The following is a 21,008-nucleotide window of genomic DNA, read 5'->3' as shown; positions in this document are numbered from 1 at the left end:
CTACGCCTTACTTCACTTCCACCGCCAGGCTTTCGCTGATCTTCTGTTGCCAGATCGCAGGGCCGGTGATGTGTACCGACTCACCCTTGCTGTCTACCGCAACGGTGACCGGCATGTCCTTGACGTCGAACTCGTAGATCGCTTCCATGCCCAGCTCTTCGAAGGCCACCACGCGCGATTTCTTGATGGCCTGGGCCACCAGGTACGCCGCGCCGCCGACTGCCATCAGGTAGACGGCCTTGTAGTCCTTGATCGCTTCGATGGCCACCGGGCCACGCTCGGATTTGCCGATCATGCCCAGCAGGCCGGTCTGGTCGAGGATCTGGCGGGTGAACTTGTCCATCCGCGTAGCGGTGGTAGGGCCCGCCGGGCCAACCACTTCTTCACGTACCGGGTCGACCGGGCCGACGTAGTAGATGAAGCGACCTTTGAGGTCCACTGGCAGGGTTTCGCCACGGTTGAGCATTTCCACCATGCGCTTGTGCGCGGCGTCGCGACCGGTGAGCATCTTGCCGTTGAGCAGGATGGTCTCGCCTGGCTGCCAGCTCTGTACTTCTTCAGGCGTCAGGGTGTCGAGGTTGACGCGGCGGGCCGACGGGCCGGCTTCCCAGACGATTTCCGGGTAGGCGTCCAGGTCCGGCGCTTCAAGCTCCGCCGGGCCCGAGCCGTCCAGCACGAAGTGGGCGTGACGGGTGGCAGCGCAGTTGGGGATCATGCACACCGGCAGCGAGGCGGCGTGGGTCGGGTAGTCCATGATCTTCACGTCGAGCACGGTGGTCAGGCCGCCCAGGCCCTGGGCGCCGATGCCCAGCTGGTTGACCTTCTCGAACAGCTCCAGGCGGATCTCTTCGATGCGGTTCTGCGCGCCGCGGGCTTTGAGCTCGTGGATGTCGATGGATTCCATCAACACTTCCTTGGCCATCACCGCGGCTTTCTCGGCAGTGCCGCCGATGCCGATACCCAGCATGCCCGGTGGGCACCAGCCGGCACCCATGGTTGGCACGGTCTTGAGCACCCAGTCCACGATCGAGTCGGACGGGTTGAGCATGGCCATCTTCGACTTGTTCTCGGAACCGCCGCCCTTGGCCGCCACGTCCACTTCTACGGTGTTGCCCGGGACGATGGAGTAGTGGATGACTGCCGGGGTGTTGTCCTTGGTGTTCTTGCGGGCACCGGCCGGGTCGGCCAGGATCGAGGCGCGCAGCACGTTCTCGGGCAGGTTGTAGGCGCGACGCACGCCTTCGTTGATCATGTCGTCCAGGCTCATGGTGGCGCCATCCCAGCGCACGTCCATGCCCACGCGTACGAACACGGTGACGATACCGGTGTCCTGGCAGATCGGACGGTGGCCGGTGGCACACATGCGCGAGTTGATCAGGATCTGGGCGATGGAGTCACGGGCCGCCGGCGACTCTTCGCGCAGGTAGGCTTCGTGCATGGCCTGGATAAAATCTACCGGATGGTAGTAGGAAATGAACTGTAGGGCGTCAGCGACGCTCTGTATCAGGTCGTCTTGCTTGATCACGGTCATGCGGCGCGCTCCTCTTAAAGACGGGAACATTCGTTAAGGTATTTCGACGCGTCGAGCGACCATCGAAACGACCTTTCAGGACGCGCCGGCGAGCTGCCGCCGACGCAAAAAAGGCGCGGCAGTATACCGCACCTGCTGGCCGCCGACACACGACGATAGACAAAGGTAGGGCGGTAATCGGCTTCGCGGTTTGGTCAAAAGTTGTACAGAACAGTTATACAACTCATGCAAAAGTGATAGTTATTTTTGACGGGTAGCACTAAAGTGGCACCTGGCCATAGCGCCGTTCGGTGCCAGGACGGGAAGGAATCCCTTTGAGCACGGTGAGTCAACGAGTGACCGACAAACTCCTACAGAAACTGCTGATGAAGCGTTTCATCCTAGCCGCCGGCACGTATGTGCTGGTGTTGATCCTGACCTGGGTGGCAACACTCAGCGACTACTTTCGCGCCTCTATCACCACTGCCGTCGTCACCACGGTGCTGGTCGGGTTGTGTCAGGGCGCCCTGGCGCTGGTGTTTTTCAAGGGCTGGAACCGACGGTTCCGCGACCCCAGCCTGACCGAATTCCAGGTCTTGCTGGCGATCGTCTGGCAGACCTGGCTGATGGCCAACCTGGACGGCGCACGCGGCACCTTCCTGGTGTTGTACCTGCTGATTCTGCTGTTCGGGTTGTTCCATTTGGGCCAGCGCGTGTTCGTGCGGTGTGCGGTGCTGGTGTTTTTCAGCTTCGCCGGCCTCAACCTGTACGAAGGCTACCAGATGAAGCTGGCCGACCCCGGGTTGGCGGCGATCCAGGTGTGCGTGCTGTTCGTCACCCTGGTGTGGCTGTGCCTGTATGCCAACTACGTGCAGGCCTCGCGCCAGCGCATGCGTCAGCGGCGCTACGCCTTGCAGGCGCACCAGGAGACCCTGCGCGGCATGATGCGCCAACTGGAAGACCTGGTGGCCACCGACGAGTTGACCGGGCTGTTCAACCGCCGGCATTTCCTGAGCCTGGCGGGCCGCGAGCTGTTGTCCATGGGCTCGGGCTCCCAGCATGGCCTGGCGTTGATCGACCTGGACCATTTCAAGCGTATCAACGACGTGCACGGCCACGCCGCAGGCGATCAGGTGCTGCAGGTGTTTGCCCAGGTGGCAGGCGCCTGCCTGCGCGAGGGCGATGTGCTGGCCCGTTACGGCGGTGAGGAATTCGTCCTGCTGCTGCCCGACTCCAACACCGAGCGCCTCAGCGTTTGCTGCGAGCGCCTGCGCCTGGCGTTTGCCGCGGCCGAGCCCCCGGGGCTGGAGCTGCATGAGCTGAGCCTGTCGGTAGGCATGACCCTGCTGTTGGAGGGCGATGACCTGGATGACGCCCTGCATCGTGCCGACCAGGCGTTGTATCGCGCCAAGCGCAGCGGTCGCAACCAGTGCGCGGCCGCCTGGGAAGCCGTGGATGCCTGAGCTGATTGTCGGCCAGCAGCGCTGGCCAGTCGCGGCGGGCCATAACCTGCTCGACGCGCTCAACGCCCAGGGCCTGAATGTGCCCTACAGCTGCCGCGCGGGCAGTTGCCACGCGTGCCTGGTGCGCTGCCTGCGGGGTGAGCCCCTTGACCGCAAACCCGACGCGCTCGACAGCCTCAAACGCGCCGAAGGCTGGCGCCTGGCCTGTCAGTGCCAGGTGCTGGACGATCTTGAAGTAGCCGTGTTCGACCCCACCCGCGACGGTGTACCGGCCGAGGTCCAGGGCTGTGACTGGTTGAGCGCCAACGTGCTGCGCCTGCGCCTTGCGCCGCAACGCCCGTTGCGCTACCAGGCCGGTCAGCATGTGGTGCTATGGACGGGCACCGGTGTGGCCCGGCCCTATTCGTTGGCCAGCCTGCCCCAGGAAGACCGCTGGCTGGAGTTCCACATCGACTGTCGCCAGCCTGGCGCCTTTGCCGATCAGGCCCGGGCCATGCAGGTGGGCGACACCCTGCGCCTGGGCGAACTACGCGGCGGCGCCTTGCACTATGCCCCGGACTGGCAGGACCAGCCGCTGTGGCTATTGGCTTCCGGCACCGGGCTGGCGCCGCTGTATGGCGTGCTGCGCGAAGCGGTGCGCCAAGGCCATCATGGCGAGATCCGGCTGGTGCATGTGGCCCACGATGTCAGCGAACATTATTTGCAGGATGAGTTGCAGGCCTTGCATGCCGCTCATGCCAACCTGCAAGTGGAGCTTCTGACGGCCGCCGAGGCGCCCGAGGCGTTGCGCCGTCTGCGGGTGCAATCGCGCCGCACCACGGCACTGGCCTGCGGTGGCGCAGCCGCGGTGGAGGCCTTTGCCCGACAGCTGTTCATGGCCGGGCTGCCGCGCAGCCAACTGCTGGCCGATGTGTTCGTGGCCCATGCCTGAAGTCAGCGGCTGCGGCGTGACCAGCTGGCCGGGGTGCCACCGCCGTCGGCTGCGAAGCGCCGAATCCAGGCGTAATAGCCGTCTCGATACACATATCCCCCGGCAATGATCTCGCCCTGTTCGGCCAGGCTCAGTGCCAGGTATTCGGATTCCTGCTCGGCCATCAGGTAACCTGCGCCGTCGGCGAAACTTGGGTCCAGCAAGCCGTCACGCCCCAACCGCACCAACGCGCCCTTGTGTCCCCGGGTGCCGGCACTGACGGCCAGTAGCAGGGCGCCCTGCTGGGTCGTCATGGCTTTAACCGCGTCCACTTCAAACGGCACACCCACCAGCAACGGTGCGCCGCCATTGAAATCCTGCGCGGGGCTGCCATCAGCGCATCGGTGGGTCACCAACAGCTCGCTGCCACAGGTACCGGCGGCGACTATTGCGCCTTGCACATCGACAACCACCCGGGCCAATTCGGTGCGGTTGGTCTGATCGCCGACCACCACGAACCCTGATCCATTGAAGGTGGTATCGCGGTGCCCGTGGTGGTCGAAGCGGGCGATCAGGCCGTGGCCGTTGTGTTCGCTGCCCGGTTGCGTGGCGCCGTACGCCAGGATATTGCTGCCTTGCAGCACCACGCCCTTGGCGATGATCTCCTGGCCTTCAAACATCACATGGGCAAAACCCTGCTGATTGAACTCCCTATCCAGGGTGCCGTCGGCCAGCAGCCTGACCAGGTAGCTGCGCCCGTCGCGGTGCTGCTCGTCCACCTCGTGAAAAAACAGCAACAGCCGTCCGTCCGCCTGCACCACCGGCGCCTGGAGTATGGAAATGCCCGAATGCAGGCTGCCGTTGCGCAGCCTGCCGGGGCGTCGCGGTGAATGCGGCAGTTCAACAATACGCTTGCCCGTGCCATTGAACGTCAGGTCGGGGGTGCCGTCGGCGTGGTAGCGGGCGATGGCGATGCGGTCCACGTCGAAGTCGAAGAAAGCGCCCACCACCAGTATCCGGCCGTCCTGCCAGCTGATCTGGTTGACCGCATTCAGCCCCGGGCCAGTGGGGTCGAAGCTGTCATAGAAATAGCCAGCCCCCGGCGCGCCAAACGAGCGGTCCAGGGTCAGGTCCGCGTTCACACGCGCCACGCAGAACTCGAATCCCGAATCGATGGCCAGCAACCATTGGTCTGCTCCAGGCACTTGGACAATGGCCTTGATGTCACCGTCGATCTCCAGCATCTGTTCGTCGAATGCCTGGGGCAGCGCGCTGGCTCCCGGGGTTGGGCGTTCGTGGTGGGGCGTGAAGCGTGAGTGCATGGGGCACCTCCCTGGTGGGCTGGAATGGAGGACGCCATTTCAGCGCATCGGGGGGCGACGCGGACCTGTCAGTTCTACCAGTAGCCAATGGGGTCCGCTGCCGCCAGGCAGCTATGCACCTAGCCAGCGCTTGAGAACCGGTTGTGCGTCGTCTGCGCTGATGCCCAGGGTCAGAATGTGGCTGTCCGGCTCAATGACTGCCCGTTCCAGGCTTAGCGTATCTGGATCGAGTACCTGGCCATTGGCGCCGAACGAGAGGTCAGGCGCGCCGTCAGGGTTGGCACGGCTGATCATGCCGGCAGCACCCAAGGCGCCGGTGACAACCGAGAGCCCATCAAGGCGGGCATCGATGGCATCACCCTTGTAATCGCCTTCCACGGTGGCGATACCCTGTTCCCCATAGCTGGGGTCCGGGTGGCCATCGACAGTCAATTTCAGGCGCAGCAGGCGGTTGTTATGGCTGGCTTCATGTTGGAGATCGCCGGTGCACAGCGCTGTGCCGTCGGCATTGAGGGTGATAGCCCGCAGGCGGGTCTGAAATTTGGGGCGTTGGTCCAGCACGAAGAATCCATCCTTGCCGAAGCCCAGGTCCAGCTCGCCCTCGGCGGTGTAGCGTGCCACCAGCCCCAGATAGGGCGGTGTCGACGTATGCCCCACCGCGAGGATATAGGCTTGAGTGCCGATGTTCTGCTCAGTCAGGCCAGTAATCAGCCGGTTCTGGTCACCGTGGAAGAATTGTCGAAAGCCTTGCTGGCCGAATGAGCTGTCCGGTTGTCCGTCCGGCCGCAGTGCAACCAGATAGGCAGGGTCCAGATAACTGGGGTGCACCGAGTTGATGGCGAACAGCAGGCGGCCGCTGGGGCTCTGCACGCACGCTTGCACCGTCGCCGGGTGGGAGGTCAAGGAGGGCGTGTGGCGAAAATCAGGAAGGCCGAAAGTGATCAGGCCGTCACTGCCGAAGCCTGGGTCGGGCGTGCCGTTTTCACGCAGCTTGAGCGCAAATCCCCTCGTTTCAAGGGGGGCACTGCGGGTGTAAGCCCCCAGTACCAGCAATGTCGAATCTGCAGATTGCTGCACGGAACTCAATACATAACCGTAGGCGGTGGCCTCGAGGAAGCGATAACGAAGGCTGCCGGCTGTCGCAAAGCCTTGGTCCGGAGCTCCTTGAGACGTGAGCCGGGTGAGCCAGAATCCATCCCGGTAGCCGCCCAGCCCAACAATGAGGCGCCCATCGCTGAGCCGCTTCAGCACTGCGGGCTGAGCACCCTTGCCGTCTTCGGCGTGCTGGCCGGTTCGAAACACGCCCTGCTCGGCGAATGTCAGGTCCAGGTCGCCTGCACGGCGGTGGGTGCCAAGTGTGTTCATGAGGCCTCCGGTTTCAACAGATCAGGTCAGAGATTGGAGCACCAGGGCGGTTCCGGGGAAACTGTCAGAACCTGCAGTCGGCGCGCAGACCTGTCAGTTCTATCAGTAGCCAGTCGTGGGGGCCGTGATCAGCATGATGATGAACAATTTTCGAGGCGTTCCATCATGCATCACGATTCTCAAATCAACCGCCGGGCTGGCGAACTGGATACCGGCTTCGGCGATCAGGGACAACTGCGCCTGGCCCACGGCACGATCTGTGATTTTCTGGCCGACCAGGGCGGCGCCACGCTGGCATTGGCGCGTCAGGCCCAGGCGTTTGTGCTCAGCCGTTTTGATGCGGCAGGCAGCGTGGACAGCTCATTTGGCGTGGCGGGCTATCGGGTGGATTCGTTCGACCCCTTGGGCCATTCCACGGTTTCAGCGCTGCGGGTGGCAGCCGACGGCGCAATCGCAGTGGCCGGGCGGGTGCGGCTGGACGGTGTGTGGCGTCCTGTCGTGGCTCGCTACGGGGCAGACGGCGAAGTGGGCAAAAAAACTATCCTGGACTTGGGCACTGGCCGGCCAACAGGGCCGCCTGCCACCGGCGATCGGCTGGTGTTCGCTTTTCATCGTCCGTCCAGTCAGGGCGGCGAGGGACAGTCCAGCCTGGTGGCGGTTGACGATGACAACCAGCTCGACGTGTCCTTCAATGGTTGCGGTCACCGCGCCCTTGCGTTCCTCAACGGCACGGTCACGCTGACCTGCCTGCAACCCACGGCCGATGGCTATCTGTTCGGCGCCACCCAAGGCAATACGGCGCTGATTGGCCGGTTGCTGCACGACGGTACGCCGGACGGGCGCTTTGGCGACGGGGGCTACTTCGTGCGGCTGCGCCCGGGCCATGTCTGCGCCATTCACGCCCTGTTGAGCCAGGCAGATGGCCGTATCATTGCCTACGGCAGCGAGGCATCGTTGTCGACGGGCGAGCCGCACTTGGTGATATGGGCGCTGGATGCGCGGGGGCAGCCGCTGCCGGGGATGCCGCAGCCGCTGTTGCCGGGGCTGCGTAACCCGCGTTCGTGGGCCTGTGGCCTGGCGGCCGACGGCAAGCCGGTGATGGCAGGTGCGGCGCAGGAGGCGGGCGATTACCGGCGCGCGGGGATCCTGGCGCGGTTCGTCGATGCCCAGCAGCTGGACCCTGACTTTGGGGTCGAGGGGATAGCCCGCAGCGCGCCTTACCGGGAGTATGTGTGCCTGTTGCCCCAGGCCGACGGCGATGTGCTGGTGGGTGGGCATCAGATGGATGAGGACTTTGTCTCGCAGGCGATGGTGCAGCGTTATCGGGGCGTGTGATGTGACCAAGAGGGCCAGCGCAGCCTGACGGCAGCGGCTACATGATCCGTAGCCGCTGCCCAGGCGTGACTCAGGCTGGACGTCGGCCGGCTGAGCACGTCGGCAGGGGCGAGGCCTGTGCCACGGCGATCGCTCCTTCGCCATCCACGCCATGACGTTTGAGCCACGCCTTGTCCTCTGGGTCTGCGAAGTAACCGGCGGTCAGAATGCTGTCATCGTTTTCGATGACCAGGCCGAAGTACTCCGACACTTCGGATGCCACGCTGTAGCCTTGCCCGCCCGCGAAACCGGGGTCCAGATCACCCTGGCGGTTCAGGCGCATCAGCACGCCATGGCGTTTGCCGGTCTGGAAGGCCGTACCGGCCACCACCAGATGAGCGCCCTGAGGTTGCACCGCATACAACCGGTCCAGCGGGGCGTTGGACAGCAGGAAGCGCAGCGGCCGCCCGCCGTTGAACTCCGGTGCCGGCAGGCCTTGGGGCTTGAGGTGCGCCATCAAGACATCGCTGCCCAGATCACCAAACGCGAAGATGTCACCTTGTTCATCCACGTGCAGGCTGCCGAAACGTGCGCGTTCGTAACTTTCGCCGATCAGGATGAACCCGGGCGACAGAGCGGCGTTGAAGCTGGCATCCAGCTGGCCATCGTGGGTGTAGCGGGCGACCACGGCGTAGGTGCTGTCTTCCAGCGGTTGGGTACCGCCGTAGACCAGCAGCGCGCCATCCTCCAGGCGATGCACACCGCCGGGGGTGATTTCCTGATCCTGCAGGCGCACATGGGCCACGCCGCTGCCGTTGAAGCTGGTGTCGAACGAGCCGTCGCCATTGAGGCGGATCAATTGCGTGGTGCCATCGGAGTTATCGAAGGTCGAGGCCAGCAGCACCAGCACGATCTTGTCATCGTCCAGCGTAAAGTGGCCCGCCGCCGAGCGTTGCAGCGCCTTGGCCAGTTGCTGGCGCGAACGATTGAACAGGCTGCGCAGATCCTGCCCCGACCGGGCCTGGGGCAGGGTGAGGATCAGTTTGCCGGCGTCACCGAAACTGCTGTCCACCTGGCCGTCGAGGGTGTATTGCGCCAGGGCGGCCTGGCTGGTGTATTCCCAGAAGTCGAAATATTCGCCGGTCAGCAGAATGCGATCGCCGCGCAACAGCACGCCGTAAGGCGCGGAGAAGCCGATGTCCGGGTCGCCGAAGACATCTTCGATGAAGCCGCTGCCATCGCTGCCGAACGTAGTGTCCAGCTCAAGGTCGGCGTCCACCCGCGCCAGGGCGAAGCCGTCCCACAGCTGGATACCCAGCAGGGCCTTGCCGTCGTCCAGTGGCGTGATCGCCAGGATCTCGCCTTCCAGGGTTTCAACGCTGTCGGCGGTGGCACGGCGGGTGCGCTGGCGCAGTTGCTGAATTCTCTGCAGTAGTGGGGAGTAGGTGGTGTTGTTCTGGTCCGCTGTCATGGTGATGTGCCTCATGGGAGTCCGCACCCGGGATGGGTACCGTGGGTCCATTCGGCGCTTTTACGGCGTGGAGCGAAACTGTAAGAACTGACAGGTGGCCCGGCTCCATTCATCAAGCCACGGGACGTTGCAGCACAGTCTTGTTTGCTCCCACAGTGTCAAGCCTGCCACGTCGGACGGCACACCACTGTGGGACCGGGCGAAGCTCGGGAAGGGGCCCGCCAGGTAATCCGCGTTGCCTGTTTCCCGAGCTTGCGCCCGGTCCCACAAGAATCAGGCTCAATTCAAGGTGATTCGCGTGACTTAAAGCTTGCCCGAAACCATAGAATCTCCCACCACGCGGTGTAGCAGCGGTCTTCATGTGGGAGTGCAGGGCGCCGTGGATTTTCAGGTACTTCGCGGTGTTCTTTTCGCGGGTAGAACCCGCTCCCACAGGTGCTGCGCCGTCCGTGGTAGGAGCCGGCCTTGGCCGCGATGCAGGCGACACAATCGCCATGTCGGGCAACAAAAAGCCCCCGGCGCTTGCACGCCGGGGGCTTGGTTGTGACGCGCAGGCCTTAGACCAGCGGATCACCGACATGCAGGATCTTCATGCCGTTGGTGCCACCGATGGTGTGGTAGCTGTCGCCCTTGGTCAGGATGACCCAGTCGCCTTGTTCGACCACGCCGCGTTTGAGCAGCTCGTCGACCGCAGCCTGGCTGACCTTGTCGGCCGGCAGTGCGGCCGGGTCGAAGGCTACCGGTACCACGCCACGGAACATGGCGGCACGGGCCTGGGTTTCGCGGTGGGGGGAGAACGCGTAGATCGGCACCGAGGAACGCAGACGCGACATGATCAGCGGGGTATAGCCGCTTTCAGTCAGGGCGATGATCGCCTTCACGCCAGGGAAGTGGTTGGCGGTGTACATCGCCGCCAGGGCGATGCTCTCGTCGCAACGTTCGAACTGGGTGTGCAGACGGTGGCTGGACTTCATGCTCATCGGGTGCTTTTCAGCGCCCTTGCAGATGCGGTCCATGGCCTGCACGGCTTCGATCGGGTACGAGCCCGCGGCGCTTTCGGCCGACAGCATCACCGCATCGGTGTAGTCCAGCACGGCGTTGGCCACGTCGGATACTTCGGCACGGGTAGGCATCGGGTTCTGGATCATCGACTCCATCATCTGGGTCGCCACGATCACCGCCTTGTTGTTGCGGCGGGCGTGCTGGATGATCTTCTTCTGGATGGCGATCAGCTCGGCGTCGCCGATTTCCACGCCCAGGTCACCACGGGCCACCATGACGGCGTCGCTGGCGCGGATCAGACCGTCCAGGGTTTCGTCGTCGGCCACGGCTTCGGCGCGTTCGATCTTGGCCACCAGCCAGGCGGTACCGCCGGACTCGTCGCGCAGGCGACGGGCGTATTCCATGTCGGAGGCGTCACGCGGGAAGGAAACGGCCAGGTAGTCCAGGTCCATTTCAGCGGCCAGCTTGATGTCGGCCTTGTCCTTCTCGGTCAGGGCCGGGGCCGTCAGGCCACCACCGCGACGGTTGATGCCTTTGTGGTCCGACAGCGGGCCACCGATCAGCACCGAGCAGTGCAGCGAGTCGGCAGTGGCGGTTTCCACGCGCATTACCACGCGGCCGTCGTCGAGCAGCAGCTCGTCGCCCACGCCGCAGTCCTTGACCAGGTCCGGGTAATCGATACCGACGATTTCCTGGTTGCCTTCGGTCAGCGGATGGCTGGTGGAGAAGGTGAAGGCATCACCGACTTTCAGCTCGATACGCTTGTTGGCGAATTTGGCGATACGGATCTTTGGACCTTGCAGGTCGCCCAACAGCGCGACATGGCGGCCCAGCTTGGCAGCGATGTCACGGATCAGGCGGGCGCGAGCCTTGTGCTCGTCCGGCGTGCCGTGGGAAAAGTTCAGACGGGCCACGTCCAGGCCGGCGTTGATCAATTGCTCGATCACTTCCGGCGAGTTGCTGGCAGGGCCAAGGGTAGCGACGATTTTGGTACGGCGAACGGTCATGCACTGACTCCTTTATTGAAGCGCAGCGAAAGGCTACTCCTGAAACGCGCTGTAGTCATTGTTCCTCTGCACTACCTTGGCAGCAGAGAGCTGGGCGATACTCACGTGACGGTGGTCGTTTGTCACTGAAGATTTCCGCAGGCTGGTCGATAAACCGCTCAGGACAGGAGATACCCATGCGAATCCTCATCGTTTTAGCCCTGGCGGCCAGTGTCGTCGGTTGTACCCGTTGGTCGATGGACCATCACTTGGACGAAGCGTACCGCCAGTACGACTACGGCAACTGCAACAAGGTGATGCTGGAGTTGTCCCAGGTCGACCGCAAAAGCCGCACCCGGCCGTATGTGCAGCCTGAGGTGTCGATGCTGCGCGGCTTGTGCCTGGAGCGCCAGAACCTGTTCCTGGATGCCGGCCAGACCTACGACTTCATCATTACCCAGTACCCGTACAGCGAATACGCCTACCGCGCCCGCGCGCGCCTGGACACGCTGCAGCAGTTGGGCCACTACCGCAGCGCCGCAGTCACCGCCCAGCCGCAAGTCGCACGCTGACCTGTAGCCGCTGCCGCCAGGCTGCGCTGGCCCTGTGTATCGCTGAAAATCTCCAGTGAGGCATGGGGCCAGCGCAGCCTGCGGCAGCGGCTACAAGGCGGTGACTGTTCGTCGGGTGCCCTCACGCTTGGTCGTTCTTCACTTTTAGCCGCGGTGGCCGGGTGAGATCATGAGCGATGATTTATAAACTGCGATGAGAACATGTTTACCGAACGCCGCATCGAGCGTCACCAACTGCCGTGTTATCTGAAAGTCTTCAACCGGTTTACGGGTCAGCCCATAGGGTTTCTGGGCAATGTTGACGAAGAGGGATTAATGCTGATCAGCAACCTGCCATTGCTGGTTGGCCCGGATTTCGAACTGCAGATCAAACTTCCCGATCAGGTCATCAACCTGAGCGCCGCCTGCCTGTGGTGCCACGAAGACGTGACGCCAGGGCACTACGATTCCGGCTTTCAGCTGCTGCATGCCAATGTCGAGTATGAGCAACTGGTGCAGGCGTTGCGTGATTACTTCAGCTTCCCGATGAACGAATCCGCCTGATCCCCATCCGTAGCCGCTGCCGTCAGGCTGCGCTGGCCCCGTGCCTCGCTGAACATCTTCAGGGTTCACACTGGCCAGCGCAGCCTGGCGGCAGCGGCTACAGGATTAGAGGGTGCCAGCCTTTTTCCAGCTCAGGTAGCGCGTCACCAACTGTGACCCCAACTCCTGCGGCCGCGCATCCAGCACCGGGATGCCATGGGCGGTCAAGCGCTCATGCAGCTCCGCCCGGGCATTCAGGTAATCGATGGTGCCGCAGTAATTGAGCGCCTGCTGCCAGGTTTGCACCGGCGCCTGACGCAGTTCATCCAGCACCGTCTCGCGCAAACTGGCGATCAGCACGCGGTGATGGCGACCCAGCCGTTTCACCGCCCCCAGCAACTGATCATCGTCCTCGTCCCGCAGATTGGTCACCAGCACCACCAGCGCCCGGCGCTTGTGCCGGGCCAGTAATCGCTCCGCGGCCGCAGCATAGTCGGCCGGGTGCTGGCTGCTTTCCAGGTCGTAGACAGCGTTGAGCAGCACATTGAGCTGGGCAGCGCCCTTGACCGGCGCCAGGTAGCGTTCCTGTTCGCTGGCAAAGGTGGCCAGCCCCACCGCATCGCCCTGGCGCAGGGCCACGTAACTAAGCAGCAGGCAGGCATTGAGCGCATGGTCGAAGTGCGCCAGCTCGCCATCCTGGCTGCGCATGCGTCGGCCGCAGTCGATCAGGAAGACGATCTGCTGGTCGCGGTCGTCCTGGTATTCGCGGGTGATGGGCATGCGCTGGCGGGCGGTGGCTTTCCAGTCGATCTGGCGCAGGCTGTCGCCCTCGCGAAACTCGCGCAACTGGTTGAACTCCAGCCCCTGGCCGCGCCGCTGGCGTTGTCGCACGCCCATCTGGCTGAGCCAGTTGTCGACCGCCAGCAGCCGTGCGCCGTACAGGCGGGCGAAGTCGGGGTACACGCGGGTGGTGTCGTCCAGCGCCAGCAGCCGGCGTTGCTGCCACAACCCCAATGGGCTGGGCAGCAGGCATTCCAGGCGCTGCCACTCGAAATGACCACGGCGCAGCGGGCGCAGGCGATAGCCCAGCTGGCTGTCGTGCCCGGGGTGCAGGTCGATGGTCTGTGGCAGGTTTTCAAAGCTCAGGCCATCGGGCACGTGATCGAACACCTGCAAACTCAGCGGTCGCTGGAAGGTGTGGCTGACGTCCACCCGCACTTCGCTCCAGCGCCCCAATGGCAGGCTGCCCGGCACCTGGCGACGCACCTGCGGCGAGGGCTGGCGGCGCACCAGCGTGGCATCCAGTGCACTGAGCAGCACCAGCGCCAGCAGCATGCCCCAGGCCACCGACTGCACCGCTGGCGGCAGCACCAACCCCAGCGCGTCGACGCTGCCCAGTATCAGGTTGGCCAGCAGCAGAGCGCCCGCCCAGGCCAGCAACAGCCGCGACGGTTTGATCACAGGCGCGGCGCCGCCACCTGGTCGAACATTTGCCGCAGCACCTGATCCACCGACAGCCCGTCGATGTCCAGTTCAGGCGACAGGCGCACGCGATGGCGCAGCACCGCCAGGGCGCAGCCCTTGATATCGTCGGGGATGACGAAGTCGCCGCCACGCAGCAGCGCCCGCGCCCGCCCGCCACGCACCAGGGCAATGGAGGCTCGCGGCCCGGCGCCAATCGACAGCCCCGGCCAGGTGCGCGTGGCACGCGCCAGGCGCACGGCGTAGTCCAGTACCTGATCATCGATGGGCAGCTCGCCGGCGATGCGTTGCAGCGCCACCACGTCCTTGGCCTGCAGCAAGGTGCGCAGCGGCTGCACATCGAGCATGTCGGCGCGCACCGAGCGGCTCACCTGGCGCACCATCTCCAGCTCCTGATCGACCTCGGGGTAGTCCAGACGCAGCTTGAGCATGAAACGGTCGAGTTCGGCCTCGGGCAGGGGGTAGGTGCCTTCCTGCTCCAATGGGTTCTGCGTGGCCAGCACCATGAACGGCTGGCCGATGGGCAGGGCGCGGCCCTCCAGGGTGACCTGGCGTTCCTGCATGGCTTCGAGCAAGGCGGCCTGGGTCTTGGCCGGGGCGCGATTGATCTCGTCGGCCAGCAGCAGGTGGGTGAACAGCGGGCCCTTGCGCAGCTTGAACTGCTCGGTCTGCATGTCGTACACGGCGTGGCCGGTGATGTCGCTGGGCATCAGGTCAGGGGTGAACTGGATGCGCGTGAAGTCGCCGCCAAAGCAGCGCGCCAAGGCCCGCACCAGCAGGGTCTTGCCCAGGCCCGGCACGCCTTCGAGCAGCACGTGGCCGCCGGCGATCAGCGCGGTCAGCACGTCCTCGATCACCGCCGGCTGGCCGATCACGGCTTTGCCCAGTTCGCTGCGCAGCGCTTGGGCGAGCAGACTGGCGCGGTGGCGCTGTTGGGCCAGGTGTTCGGGCGACTGGTTGACCGGGGGCGGCGCGCTGGCGCCATGGTCGTCGGGCACTTCGTCGTGGGTCGGGTCGCTCATAGGGCATTCCTGAGAGTTTGCAAGTGGGCCACCTGGCGGCTGAATTCAGCCGCGCCCAGGCGCTGTTTCAGTGGCGGGCGCAAGGCCTGGCCAATGGCGGCAGTGGGCTGGCGCGTCAGGCGCGACAGCACCTGCCATTGCTCGGCCACGGCGAGGCGGTCGAAACCGGGGTGGCGGCGCCGCGCCCGGCGCAGGATGTCTTGTTGCAGGGCGCGCAGCAGCCTGTCCTGGCCGGCATGGCGCAGCACGAACGCGGCGGTGGCGCGCAGGTGTTCGCGCAACTGCCGGCGGGCCACCGCCGGGGCCGGCAGCAGGGGGCCGTGGCGCAAGCCGAAATGCCAGACCACCAGCAGCACCAGCAAGCCCAGGGTGGCCAGTGCTTGCGGATAGTGGCGCCACAGCAGGGTAGCCAGGCTGTCGCGCGCGCTGCGGAACACCAGGGTCACGTCGGTGCCCTGATTGAGGTACCACAGCAGCCAGGCATTGTCGTAGCGGCCAATGGCGGCGTTGGTCCACAGGTCGGCGTCGGTGACCACGGTGACCAGGCCGTCGCCATACGTCAGCTGCATCAGGTGTGTGGCATTGGCGCTGTTGGCCCACGACTGCGCCTTGTTGGCCGGGTCTTCCAGGTGGAAGTCGGGGTCGAAGCTGAAATAGGCGGGCTTCTGCTCGTTCTCCAGGTACAGCTTGGTCAAGTGCGGGTAGTTGTCCGGCGTGGCCTGGGGCAGCGACGGCAAATCGCTGGCCAGGAACTGGCGCAATTGCAGGCGATCGAGCAGCACGTCGCCGCTCATCAGCTTGTCGTCATCCCACAGCGCCTGGGCCACGAACAGCAGGCGGCCGCCAGCGCGCACCCAGGCCAGCACATCCTCGGCCTGGCGGGCGTTCATGCGGTCGCGGTCGCCCAGCAACAGCAGGCTGTGGCCCTTTGGCGGCAGTTGCTGAAGCACTTCAAGGCCGTTGACGGTCTGCACATTCAGGCCGCGATGGCGCATAAACGTCTCGGCCGCCAGCCATGGGTTGGCGCGTACCTGGGGCGAGGGGCCGCGGTCGACCACCTCGTCATAGGGATGCAGATGGCGCGCCAGGTAGTAGCCGATGGCCCCCAGCGCCACGACCACCAGCAGGCCCAGCAGCCATTGGCCGCGGCGGTTCATGACGAGGTCTTCCGGGCGGCGAACAGCGCGCCCCAGTCATTGCACAGCTGCATGGCCAACTCGTCGCTGGGCAGCCGATGCCCATAGGCCAGGGCTTGCCAGTGGCGGGTCAGCACCTGACTGAAGGCTTGCAGCGCCGGGTCGTCCAGGCGGGCGATCTTGTCCAGTACCTGGCCTTCGGTGTCGGACTCGTGCAGGGGCAGGCGGTAGTCGTTGAGCAGGCGGTTGAGCAACCCGCGATACAGCACACCCAACGCCTCGCGCGGGTTGCTGGTCCACAATTGACGGGCGTGGCCGGCGATGTCGTCGGGCAGGCTCGGGCCATCCACGGCCAGGCCCCAGAGCTGCTGCGGTACCTGGGGTGGCGGTGGCGCCACGTTACGGCGGCGGCCGACGAAGGTGCGCAGCCATTCACGGTGGCGCCACAGCACCAGGCTGACCAGCGCTACCACCGCGCCCCACAGCAGGACCTCCACTGCCTTGCCCAGCCACTTCAGCCACGGGTGTTGCAGCAGTGCCTTGAGGTCGGCGGGCTTTGCCGGCTTGTCCTCGGGTTTGTCCAGCCGCCAGCGGTGCAGGGTCTGCTTGTTGCTGAATGGCGGCTGGTCGAGGATGCCCTTGATGTCGCTGCGTGCGGCCTGACTGGTGACGCTCTGGTGCACCAGGCGCGGGGCGTCGAAAGGGTTGGGCGCGGCCTCGCTGCGCGGCGCCAGGCCCATCACGCCCAAGCCCAGCACCAGCACCAGCGGTGTAAGGGCGGCCACGCGCTGGCGCAGGTTGCGCAGCACCAGTTCAATGTCCCAGGCCTCAAGCTCGGTGCGCCGGTTCAGGTACAGGGTAAAGCCGCAAGCCACGTAGATCGGTTCCCAGAACACCAGCACCAGCGCATACAGCGCGTTGGTCAGGTGCTCCAGCCAAAGCCAGCGGCCATTGGCGGCTTCGAGCAGGCGGTGCCAGCCCCAGTCCACTTCCACCTGATGGGGCACCATGAAATAGAACAGGGTCAGCAGCCCGATCCACAGCGCCCCTTCCAGATGCACCCCCACCAGCGTCAGCCAACGGGCGGTGTTGCCGCTGCGTTGATTGAGGATAGCCAGACGGCGCTGGCGCTCGGGGCCGGCCAGGCCTTCAAGTTGCTGCACCGGCAGGGTGAAACTGCGGCGCAGGCTGAAGCGGCGCCACAGCAGGCTGGGCAGCAGTTGCACCTTGAGCAGGCGCGGCCACTGACGCAGGGCCTGGCCCAGGGTAGGCGGCTCCTCGAACAGCGCCTGCGAAAGGATGTGCAATGGCAAGCGGTCGAACGCCGGCTTCAGCCACCAGAACAGCAGCATCGCCGCCGACGGCGAGTCCCACAGCAACAGGCTGATCAGTACGTAGATGGGCAGCGTCAGCAGCGCCCAGCTGAGCATCAGTAGGCGGCGATGCCGGGCGGCCAGCAGCACGCCCAGGTCAATGGCTTCCCAGGGTGTGCGCGGGCGGATGGCGATGCTGGCGTCAGTCAGGCGCATGCTGGCGTCCACCCAGGGTCAGGTAAGCGATCACCAGCAGCCACAGCAGCGCGCCCACCGAATATTTGACCTCGACGCTGAAGCTGGTCTTCGACGACCAGTAAGCCTCGATAAAGGCGGCGATCAGCAGCATGACAATCACGCCGTACACCAGTTGTATGGCGATACCCGCTGCCTCGCGCAGGGCCTGGCCGCGGCTCAGGCGACCGGGCGCCACCAGCGCCCAGCCCAATTTCAGGCCGGCGGCACCGGACAGGGCGATGGCCGTGAGTTCGAAAGCGCCATGGCCGATCACGAACGGCCAGAAGGTCTGGACATAGCCGATCTCGGTCAGATGGCCCGCCACGGCGCCGATCGTCAGCCCGTTGAACAGCAGGAAAAACAGGCTGCCAACGCCCAGCAGCAGGCCACTGGCGAAGGTCTGAAAGGCAATGCCGATGTTGTTCATGATGTAGTAGCCGAACATCATCCAGTCCTGGTCGGGCAGGCGTTGCGCGGCGGGGCCCAGGCGGGTCAGGTCGGGGTCGTACATGGCCTCGGTCTGCGCCACGCGTTGTGGGTCCATCAGGCTGTAGACCAGGTCAGGGAAGCTGTACACCAGTACCCCGGTCAGCAGCAGGCTGCCGAAAAACAGCAGGCCCGCCAGCGCCACGAAGCGCCATTGTTGGCGCACCAGGCGCGGAAATCCGGCCAGCACGAATACCAGGATGCTGGCGCCCACGGCATGTCGGCGTCGATACAGTTGCTGATGGCCGCGCATGGCCAGGTGCTGAAGGCTGTCGACCAGGTGGCTGCTGTAGCCGCGTTGGCGCGCCAGGGACAAGTGCTGGCACAGCCGCCGGTAGTCGCGGGCGAAGGTCTCGCTGGCATCGGCCCGGGACTTGCCGCCCTCCAGCAGCACCAGCAGGTGCTCGAAAGCCAGCCACTGGGCCTGGTGCAGGTGCTCGAACTGGCTCTGCTTCATGCCGGCCCCAACAAGCCGCGGGCGATGCCATTGATGCGCGCCATGGCCATGGCCGGGGTGACCTTCAGGGCCGGGGCGGCAATGGCGGCAAGCTCGGCCAGGCGTTCGGCGGACAGTTCATCCTGGCGTTCGGCCAGGCTCAGCAGGGCGCGTTGCTCGGCCAGGGTCAGGGCGAAGGGCGCGGCGATGGCCTCGGCGGCCGGCAGGCGAGGGCGCTGATGGGGCAGGTCGCGATACACCACCAGGGTACCCGCCGCCAGATCGCCGAGGCGCTTGAAGGTCGGGTGCTGCAGGCAACTGATGGCGCCCAGGAAGTAGCCGAAGGGCAGCATGTCGGCAAACCGCAGCAGGTTGCGCAACAACGAGGCCGACCAGCCCACCGGCGTGCCGTCATCCTCCACCACGCGCAGGCCCATCAGCTGCTTGCCGGGGGAGCGGCCCTGGTTCAACACTTCGAACAGCACCATGTACCACCAGTTGACCAGGAACAGCAGGATGGCCGCCAGGCCCATGCCCAGGTGGCCCAGCCAGCCCAGGGTCAGGAATACCACGCCCAGCAGCAGGCCACGCACGCCCAGGTCGATGGCAAACGCCAGGCTGCGTACCACCAGGCCTGCGGGCAGCAGGCCAAGGTCAATGCCTTCGGGTGTTTCGATCTGATAGCGGGTGTCCACTGGCGGGACCAGCATTGCATTCCGTCGCGTCGCTGAGGTCTGGGGCATGTAAGCCTTAAGGGTAGGGGTTGCCCTCGGATCGTAGCTATCGCCGGGGCGCGAAGCAACCCATCATCTTCTTGACACAGCCTTCGGCTCTTGTGGGAGCGGGTTCTACCCGCGAAGAGGGGCACGCGGACTTCCTGATGCACCGTGATGTATTTTTCGCGGGCAGAGCCCGCTCCCACAACAGCAACTGCGGCAAGGGCGAGGTCGCAGCGCCATCACTGGCCGTGGGCGGCCGCAACGCCTAGACTTCGCCGACTTTGTGTACAGGAACAACCCGTGAATTCCAGCATCTTCTGGTACGACTACGAAACCACCGGCATCAACCCGCGCAACGACCGGGCCCTGCAGGTTGCCGGTATTCGCACCGATGCCGATCTCAACGAGATCGAAGAACCGATCAACCTTTATTGCCAGCCCAGCGACGATATCCTGCCGCACCCGGCGGCCTGTGTAATCACCGGCATTACCCCTGAACGTCTGGCCGAGCGCGGCCTGTGCGAGGCCGAGTTCATGACCCGGGTCCACGCGCAAATGGCCCGCGCCGGTACCTGCAGCGCCGGCTACAACACCTTGCGCTTCGATGACGAGGTCACCCGCTACAGCCTGTACCGCAACTTTTTTGACCCCTACTCCCGTGAATGGCAGGGCGGCAATACCCGCTGGGACCTGATCGACGTGGTACGCACGGCCTACGCACTGCGCCCCGACGGCATTGTATGGCCCCAGGTAGATGGCCGCGTCAGCATGAAACTGGAATTGCTCACCGCTGCCAACGGCATCGACCATGGCCAGGCCCATGACGCCTTGTCGGATGTGCGCGCTACCATTGCCCTGGCGCGATTGATTCGAGACCGGCAGCCCAAACTCTATAATTGGCTGTATCAGTTGCGCAGCAAACAGAAAGTGCTGGATCAGGTTCGTTTATTACAGCCCTTGGTACATATTTCCGGGCGTTTTTCCGCGCAGCGCAATTATCTCGGCGTGGTGCTGCCATTGGCCTGGCATCCGCGCAACCGGAACGCTTTGATTGTCTGTGACCTTTATTTTGACCCACAAGTCTTGATCGACGAACCCGCCGAAGTTCTACGCGAACGGCTGTATGCCCGCCGAGATCAACTGCTCGAAGGGCAATTACCCGTACCGCTAAAGCTGGTACACGTCAATCGCTGTCCGGTGTTGGCGCCGCTAGGCGTATTACGCGAAGAAGATTGCCAGCGTCTGCAACTGGATATGGCGGTTTATCAGCAGCGCGCCGCGCAGTTGCAGCAGGCACAGGCGCTGTGGCAAGACAAACTGCCAGCACTGTATGGCGAAGAGGCATTCGCCGGTGTCGATGACCCCGAACAGCAGTTATACGATGGCTTTATAGGTGATCGTGATCGGCGTTTATGTGAACGGGTTCGCACACTGGATCCGCACCTGCTCGGGCGTGAAACCTGGATGTTCGATGACGAGCGCTTGCCTGAATTGTTGTTTCGTTATCGGGCCCGTAACTTTCCCGATACCTTGAGCGAAGAGGAAACGCGCACCTGGAATGAATTCTGTCGCCAGCGCTTGCTGGACCCGGCGCTGGGCGCGCCCAATACGCTGGCTGGTTTCGCTGAAGCGCTGGCGCAATGGCAAACCCAGGCCACGCCTGCACAAGGGCAGGTGCTGGCGCAATGGCAGGATTATGTCACGGCCCTCAAGCAACGCCTGGCGCTGTAATCGCAGGCA

17 protein-coding genes are annotated in these 21,008 nt (G+C 64.6%); 6 read left to right on the top strand and 11 right to left on the bottom strand.

What is annotated here, in order from left to right:
* Positions 1-7: 7 nt before the first annotated feature.
* On the bottom strand, positions 8-1,531 hold the full coding sequence (locus ACZ9GA_RS23310; protein WP_457360505.1) for a fumarate hydratase: 1,524 nt from the start codon (positions 1,529-1,531) through the stop codon (positions 8-10).
* Positions 1,532-1,866: 335 nt separating this feature from the next.
* Here ACZ9GA_RS23310 and ACZ9GA_RS23305 point away from each other — a divergent pair, with 335 nt between their 5' ends.
* Together ACZ9GA_RS23305 and ACZ9GA_RS23300 are read left to right on the top strand one after the other, a co-directional pair.
* Positions 1,867-2,973, top strand: a complete 1,107-nt coding sequence (locus ACZ9GA_RS23305) for a GGDEF domain-containing protein (protein WP_457360507.1) — start codon at positions 1,867-1,869, stop codon at positions 2,971-2,973.
* The gene (locus ACZ9GA_RS23300; RefSeq protein ID WP_457360509.1) at positions 2,966-3,904 is read left to right on the top strand and encodes an iron-sulfur-binding ferredoxin reductase; all 939 of its coding nucleotides are present in this window, start codon (positions 2,966-2,968) and stop codon (positions 3,902-3,904) included. The genes ACZ9GA_RS23305 and ACZ9GA_RS23300 overlap by 8 nt, the downstream gene beginning before the upstream one ends.
* Positions 3,905-3,906: 2 nt before the next feature.
* Here ACZ9GA_RS23300 and ACZ9GA_RS23295 read toward each other — a convergent pair whose 3' ends face one another.
* Positions 3,907-5,205 (bottom strand): delta-60 repeat domain-containing protein, encoded by a 1,299-nt coding sequence (locus ACZ9GA_RS23295; RefSeq protein WP_457360511.1) that lies wholly within the window; start codon positions 5,203-5,205, stop codon positions 3,907-3,909.
* Between the two features lie 111 nt (positions 5,206-5,316).
* The gene (locus ACZ9GA_RS23290; RefSeq protein WP_457360513.1) at positions 5,317-6,570 is read right to left on the bottom strand and encodes a hypothetical protein; all 1,254 of its coding nucleotides are present in this window, start codon (positions 6,568-6,570) and stop codon (positions 5,317-5,319) included.
* A 165-nt stretch (positions 6,571-6,735) separates the two neighbouring features.
* Between ACZ9GA_RS23290 and ACZ9GA_RS23285 the strand changes: the two genes are divergently transcribed.
* Positions 6,736-7,905 (top strand): hypothetical protein, encoded by a 1,170-nt coding sequence (locus ACZ9GA_RS23285; protein ID WP_457360515.1) that lies wholly within the window; start codon positions 6,736-6,738, stop codon positions 7,903-7,905.
* A 70-nt stretch (positions 7,906-7,975) separates the two neighbouring features.
* Here the strand turns inward: ACZ9GA_RS23285 and ACZ9GA_RS23280 are convergent, their stop codons facing one another.
* Both ACZ9GA_RS23280 and pyk read right to left on the bottom strand, forming a co-directional pair.
* Positions 7,976-9,370 carry an NHL repeat-containing protein gene (locus ACZ9GA_RS23280; protein WP_457360517.1) on the bottom strand — a complete coding sequence of 465 codons (1,395 nt, stop codon included), beginning with the start codon at positions 9,368-9,370 and terminating at the stop codon, positions 7,976-7,978.
* A 542-nt stretch (positions 9,371-9,912) separates the two neighbouring features.
* Positions 9,913-11,364 (bottom strand): pyruvate kinase, encoded by a 1,452-nt coding sequence (gene pyk, locus ACZ9GA_RS23275; RefSeq protein WP_457360519.1) that lies wholly within the window; start codon positions 11,362-11,364, stop codon positions 9,913-9,915.
* A 176-nt stretch (positions 11,365-11,540) separates the two neighbouring features.
* Between pyk and ACZ9GA_RS23270 the strand changes: the two genes are divergently transcribed.
* Positions 11,541-11,915, top strand: a complete 375-nt coding sequence (locus ACZ9GA_RS23270; RefSeq protein ID WP_457360521.1) for a tetratricopeptide repeat protein — start codon at positions 11,541-11,543, stop codon at positions 11,913-11,915.
* A 201-nt stretch (positions 11,916-12,116) separates the two neighbouring features.
* A complete protein-coding gene (locus ACZ9GA_RS23265) occupies positions 12,117-12,458 on the top strand; it encodes a PilZ domain-containing protein (RefSeq protein WP_457360522.1) in 342 nt (113 codons plus the stop codon).
* 105 nt (positions 12,459-12,563) lie between these two features.
* Here ACZ9GA_RS23265 and ACZ9GA_RS23260 read toward each other — a convergent pair whose 3' ends face one another.
* Genes ACZ9GA_RS23260 through ACZ9GA_RS23235 form a run of 6 tightly spaced genes read right to left on the bottom strand, consistent with a single transcriptional unit; the run spans position 12,564 to position 19,292 of the window.
* Positions 12,564-13,895 carry a DUF58 domain-containing protein gene (locus ACZ9GA_RS23260; protein WP_457363665.1) on the bottom strand — a complete coding sequence of 444 codons (1,332 nt, stop codon included), beginning with the start codon at positions 13,893-13,895 and terminating at the stop codon, positions 12,564-12,566.
* Positions 13,895-14,941, bottom strand: a complete 1,047-nt coding sequence (locus tag ACZ9GA_RS23255) for an AAA family ATPase (RefSeq protein ID WP_457360524.1) — start codon at positions 14,939-14,941, stop codon at positions 13,895-13,897. The genes ACZ9GA_RS23260 and ACZ9GA_RS23255 overlap by 1 nt, the downstream gene beginning before the upstream one ends.
* Positions 14,938-16,098 (bottom strand): DUF4350 domain-containing protein, encoded by a 1,161-nt coding sequence (locus tag ACZ9GA_RS23250; protein ID WP_457360526.1) that lies wholly within the window; start codon positions 16,096-16,098, stop codon positions 14,938-14,940. The genes ACZ9GA_RS23255 and ACZ9GA_RS23250 overlap by 4 nt, the downstream gene beginning before the upstream one ends.
* The gene (locus ACZ9GA_RS23245; RefSeq protein WP_457360528.1) at positions 16,095-17,606 is read right to left on the bottom strand and encodes a DUF4129 domain-containing protein; all 1,512 of its coding nucleotides are present in this window, start codon (positions 17,604-17,606) and stop codon (positions 16,095-16,097) included. The genes ACZ9GA_RS23250 and ACZ9GA_RS23245 overlap by 4 nt, the downstream gene beginning before the upstream one ends.
* On the bottom strand, positions 17,593-18,570 hold the full coding sequence (locus tag ACZ9GA_RS23240; protein ID WP_457360530.1) for a stage II sporulation protein M: 978 nt from the start codon (positions 18,568-18,570) through the stop codon (positions 17,593-17,595). Before ACZ9GA_RS23240 ends, ACZ9GA_RS23245 begins: the two co-directional genes overlap by 14 nt.
* Positions 18,567-19,292, bottom strand: a complete 726-nt coding sequence (locus ACZ9GA_RS23235) for an RDD family protein (RefSeq protein ID WP_457360532.1) — start codon at positions 19,290-19,292, stop codon at positions 18,567-18,569. Before ACZ9GA_RS23235 ends, ACZ9GA_RS23240 begins: the two co-directional genes overlap by 4 nt.
* Positions 19,293-19,568: 276 nt before the next feature.
* Between ACZ9GA_RS23235 and sbcB the strand changes: the two genes are divergently transcribed.
* Positions 19,569-20,999: an exodeoxyribonuclease I gene (gene sbcB / locus ACZ9GA_RS23230; protein WP_457360534.1), complete on the top strand. Its 1,431-nt coding sequence runs from the start codon at positions 19,569-19,571 to the stop codon at positions 20,997-20,999.
* Positions 21,000-21,008: the final 9 nt, after the last annotated feature.

The sequence above is a fragment of the Pseudomonas sp. TE3644 genome, from assembly GCF_056278815.1.
Note: the sequence above shows the minus strand (reverse complement) of the source record. Positions and strands in the feature narration are given on the sequence as shown.

Bases quoted from the DNA above. Each gene is read 5' to 3' on its own strand.
- ACZ9GA_RS23310 (WP_457360505.1), bottom strand. From the start codon at position 1,531: ATGACCGTGATCAAGCAAGACGACCTGATACAGAGCGTCGCTGACGCC.
- ACZ9GA_RS23300 (WP_457360509.1), top strand. From the start codon at position 2,966: ATGCCTGAGCTGATTGTCGGCCAGCAGCGCTGGCCAGTCGCGGCGGGC.
- ACZ9GA_RS23295 (WP_457360511.1), bottom strand. From the start codon at position 5,205: ATGCACTCACGCTTCACGCCCCACCACGAACGCCCAACCCCGGGAGCC.
- ACZ9GA_RS23290 (WP_457360513.1), bottom strand. From the start codon at position 6,570: ATGAACACACTTGGCACCCACCGCCGTGCAGGCGACCTGGACCTGACA.
- ACZ9GA_RS23285 (WP_457360515.1), top strand. From the start codon at position 6,736: ATGCATCACGATTCTCAAATCAACCGCCGGGCTGGCGAACTGGATACC.
- ACZ9GA_RS23280 (WP_457360517.1), bottom strand. From the start codon at position 9,370: ATGAGGCACATCACCATGACAGCGGACCAGAACAACACCACCTACTCC.
- pyk (WP_457360519.1), bottom strand. From the start codon at position 11,364: ATGACCGTTCGCCGTACCAAAATCGTCGCTACCCTTGGCCCTGCCAGC.
- ACZ9GA_RS23270 (WP_457360521.1), top strand. From the start codon at position 11,541: ATGCGAATCCTCATCGTTTTAGCCCTGGCGGCCAGTGTCGTCGGTTGT.
- ACZ9GA_RS23265 (WP_457360522.1), top strand. From the start codon at position 12,117: ATGTTTACCGAACGCCGCATCGAGCGTCACCAACTGCCGTGTTATCTG.
- ACZ9GA_RS23255 (WP_457360524.1), bottom strand. From the start codon at position 14,941: ATGAGCGACCCGACCCACGACGAAGTGCCCGACGACCATGGCGCCAGC.
- ACZ9GA_RS23250 (WP_457360526.1), bottom strand. From the start codon at position 16,098: ATGAACCGCCGCGGCCAATGGCTGCTGGGCCTGCTGGTGGTCGTGGCG.
- ACZ9GA_RS23245 (WP_457360528.1), bottom strand. From the start codon at position 17,606: ATGCGCCTGACTGACGCCAGCATCGCCATCCGCCCGCGCACACCCTGG.
- ACZ9GA_RS23240 (WP_457360530.1), bottom strand. From the start codon at position 18,570: ATGAAGCAGAGCCAGTTCGAGCACCTGCACCAGGCCCAGTGGCTGGCT.
- ACZ9GA_RS23235 (WP_457360532.1), bottom strand. From the start codon at position 19,292: ATGCCCCAGACCTCAGCGACGCGACGGAATGCAATGCTGGTCCCGCCA.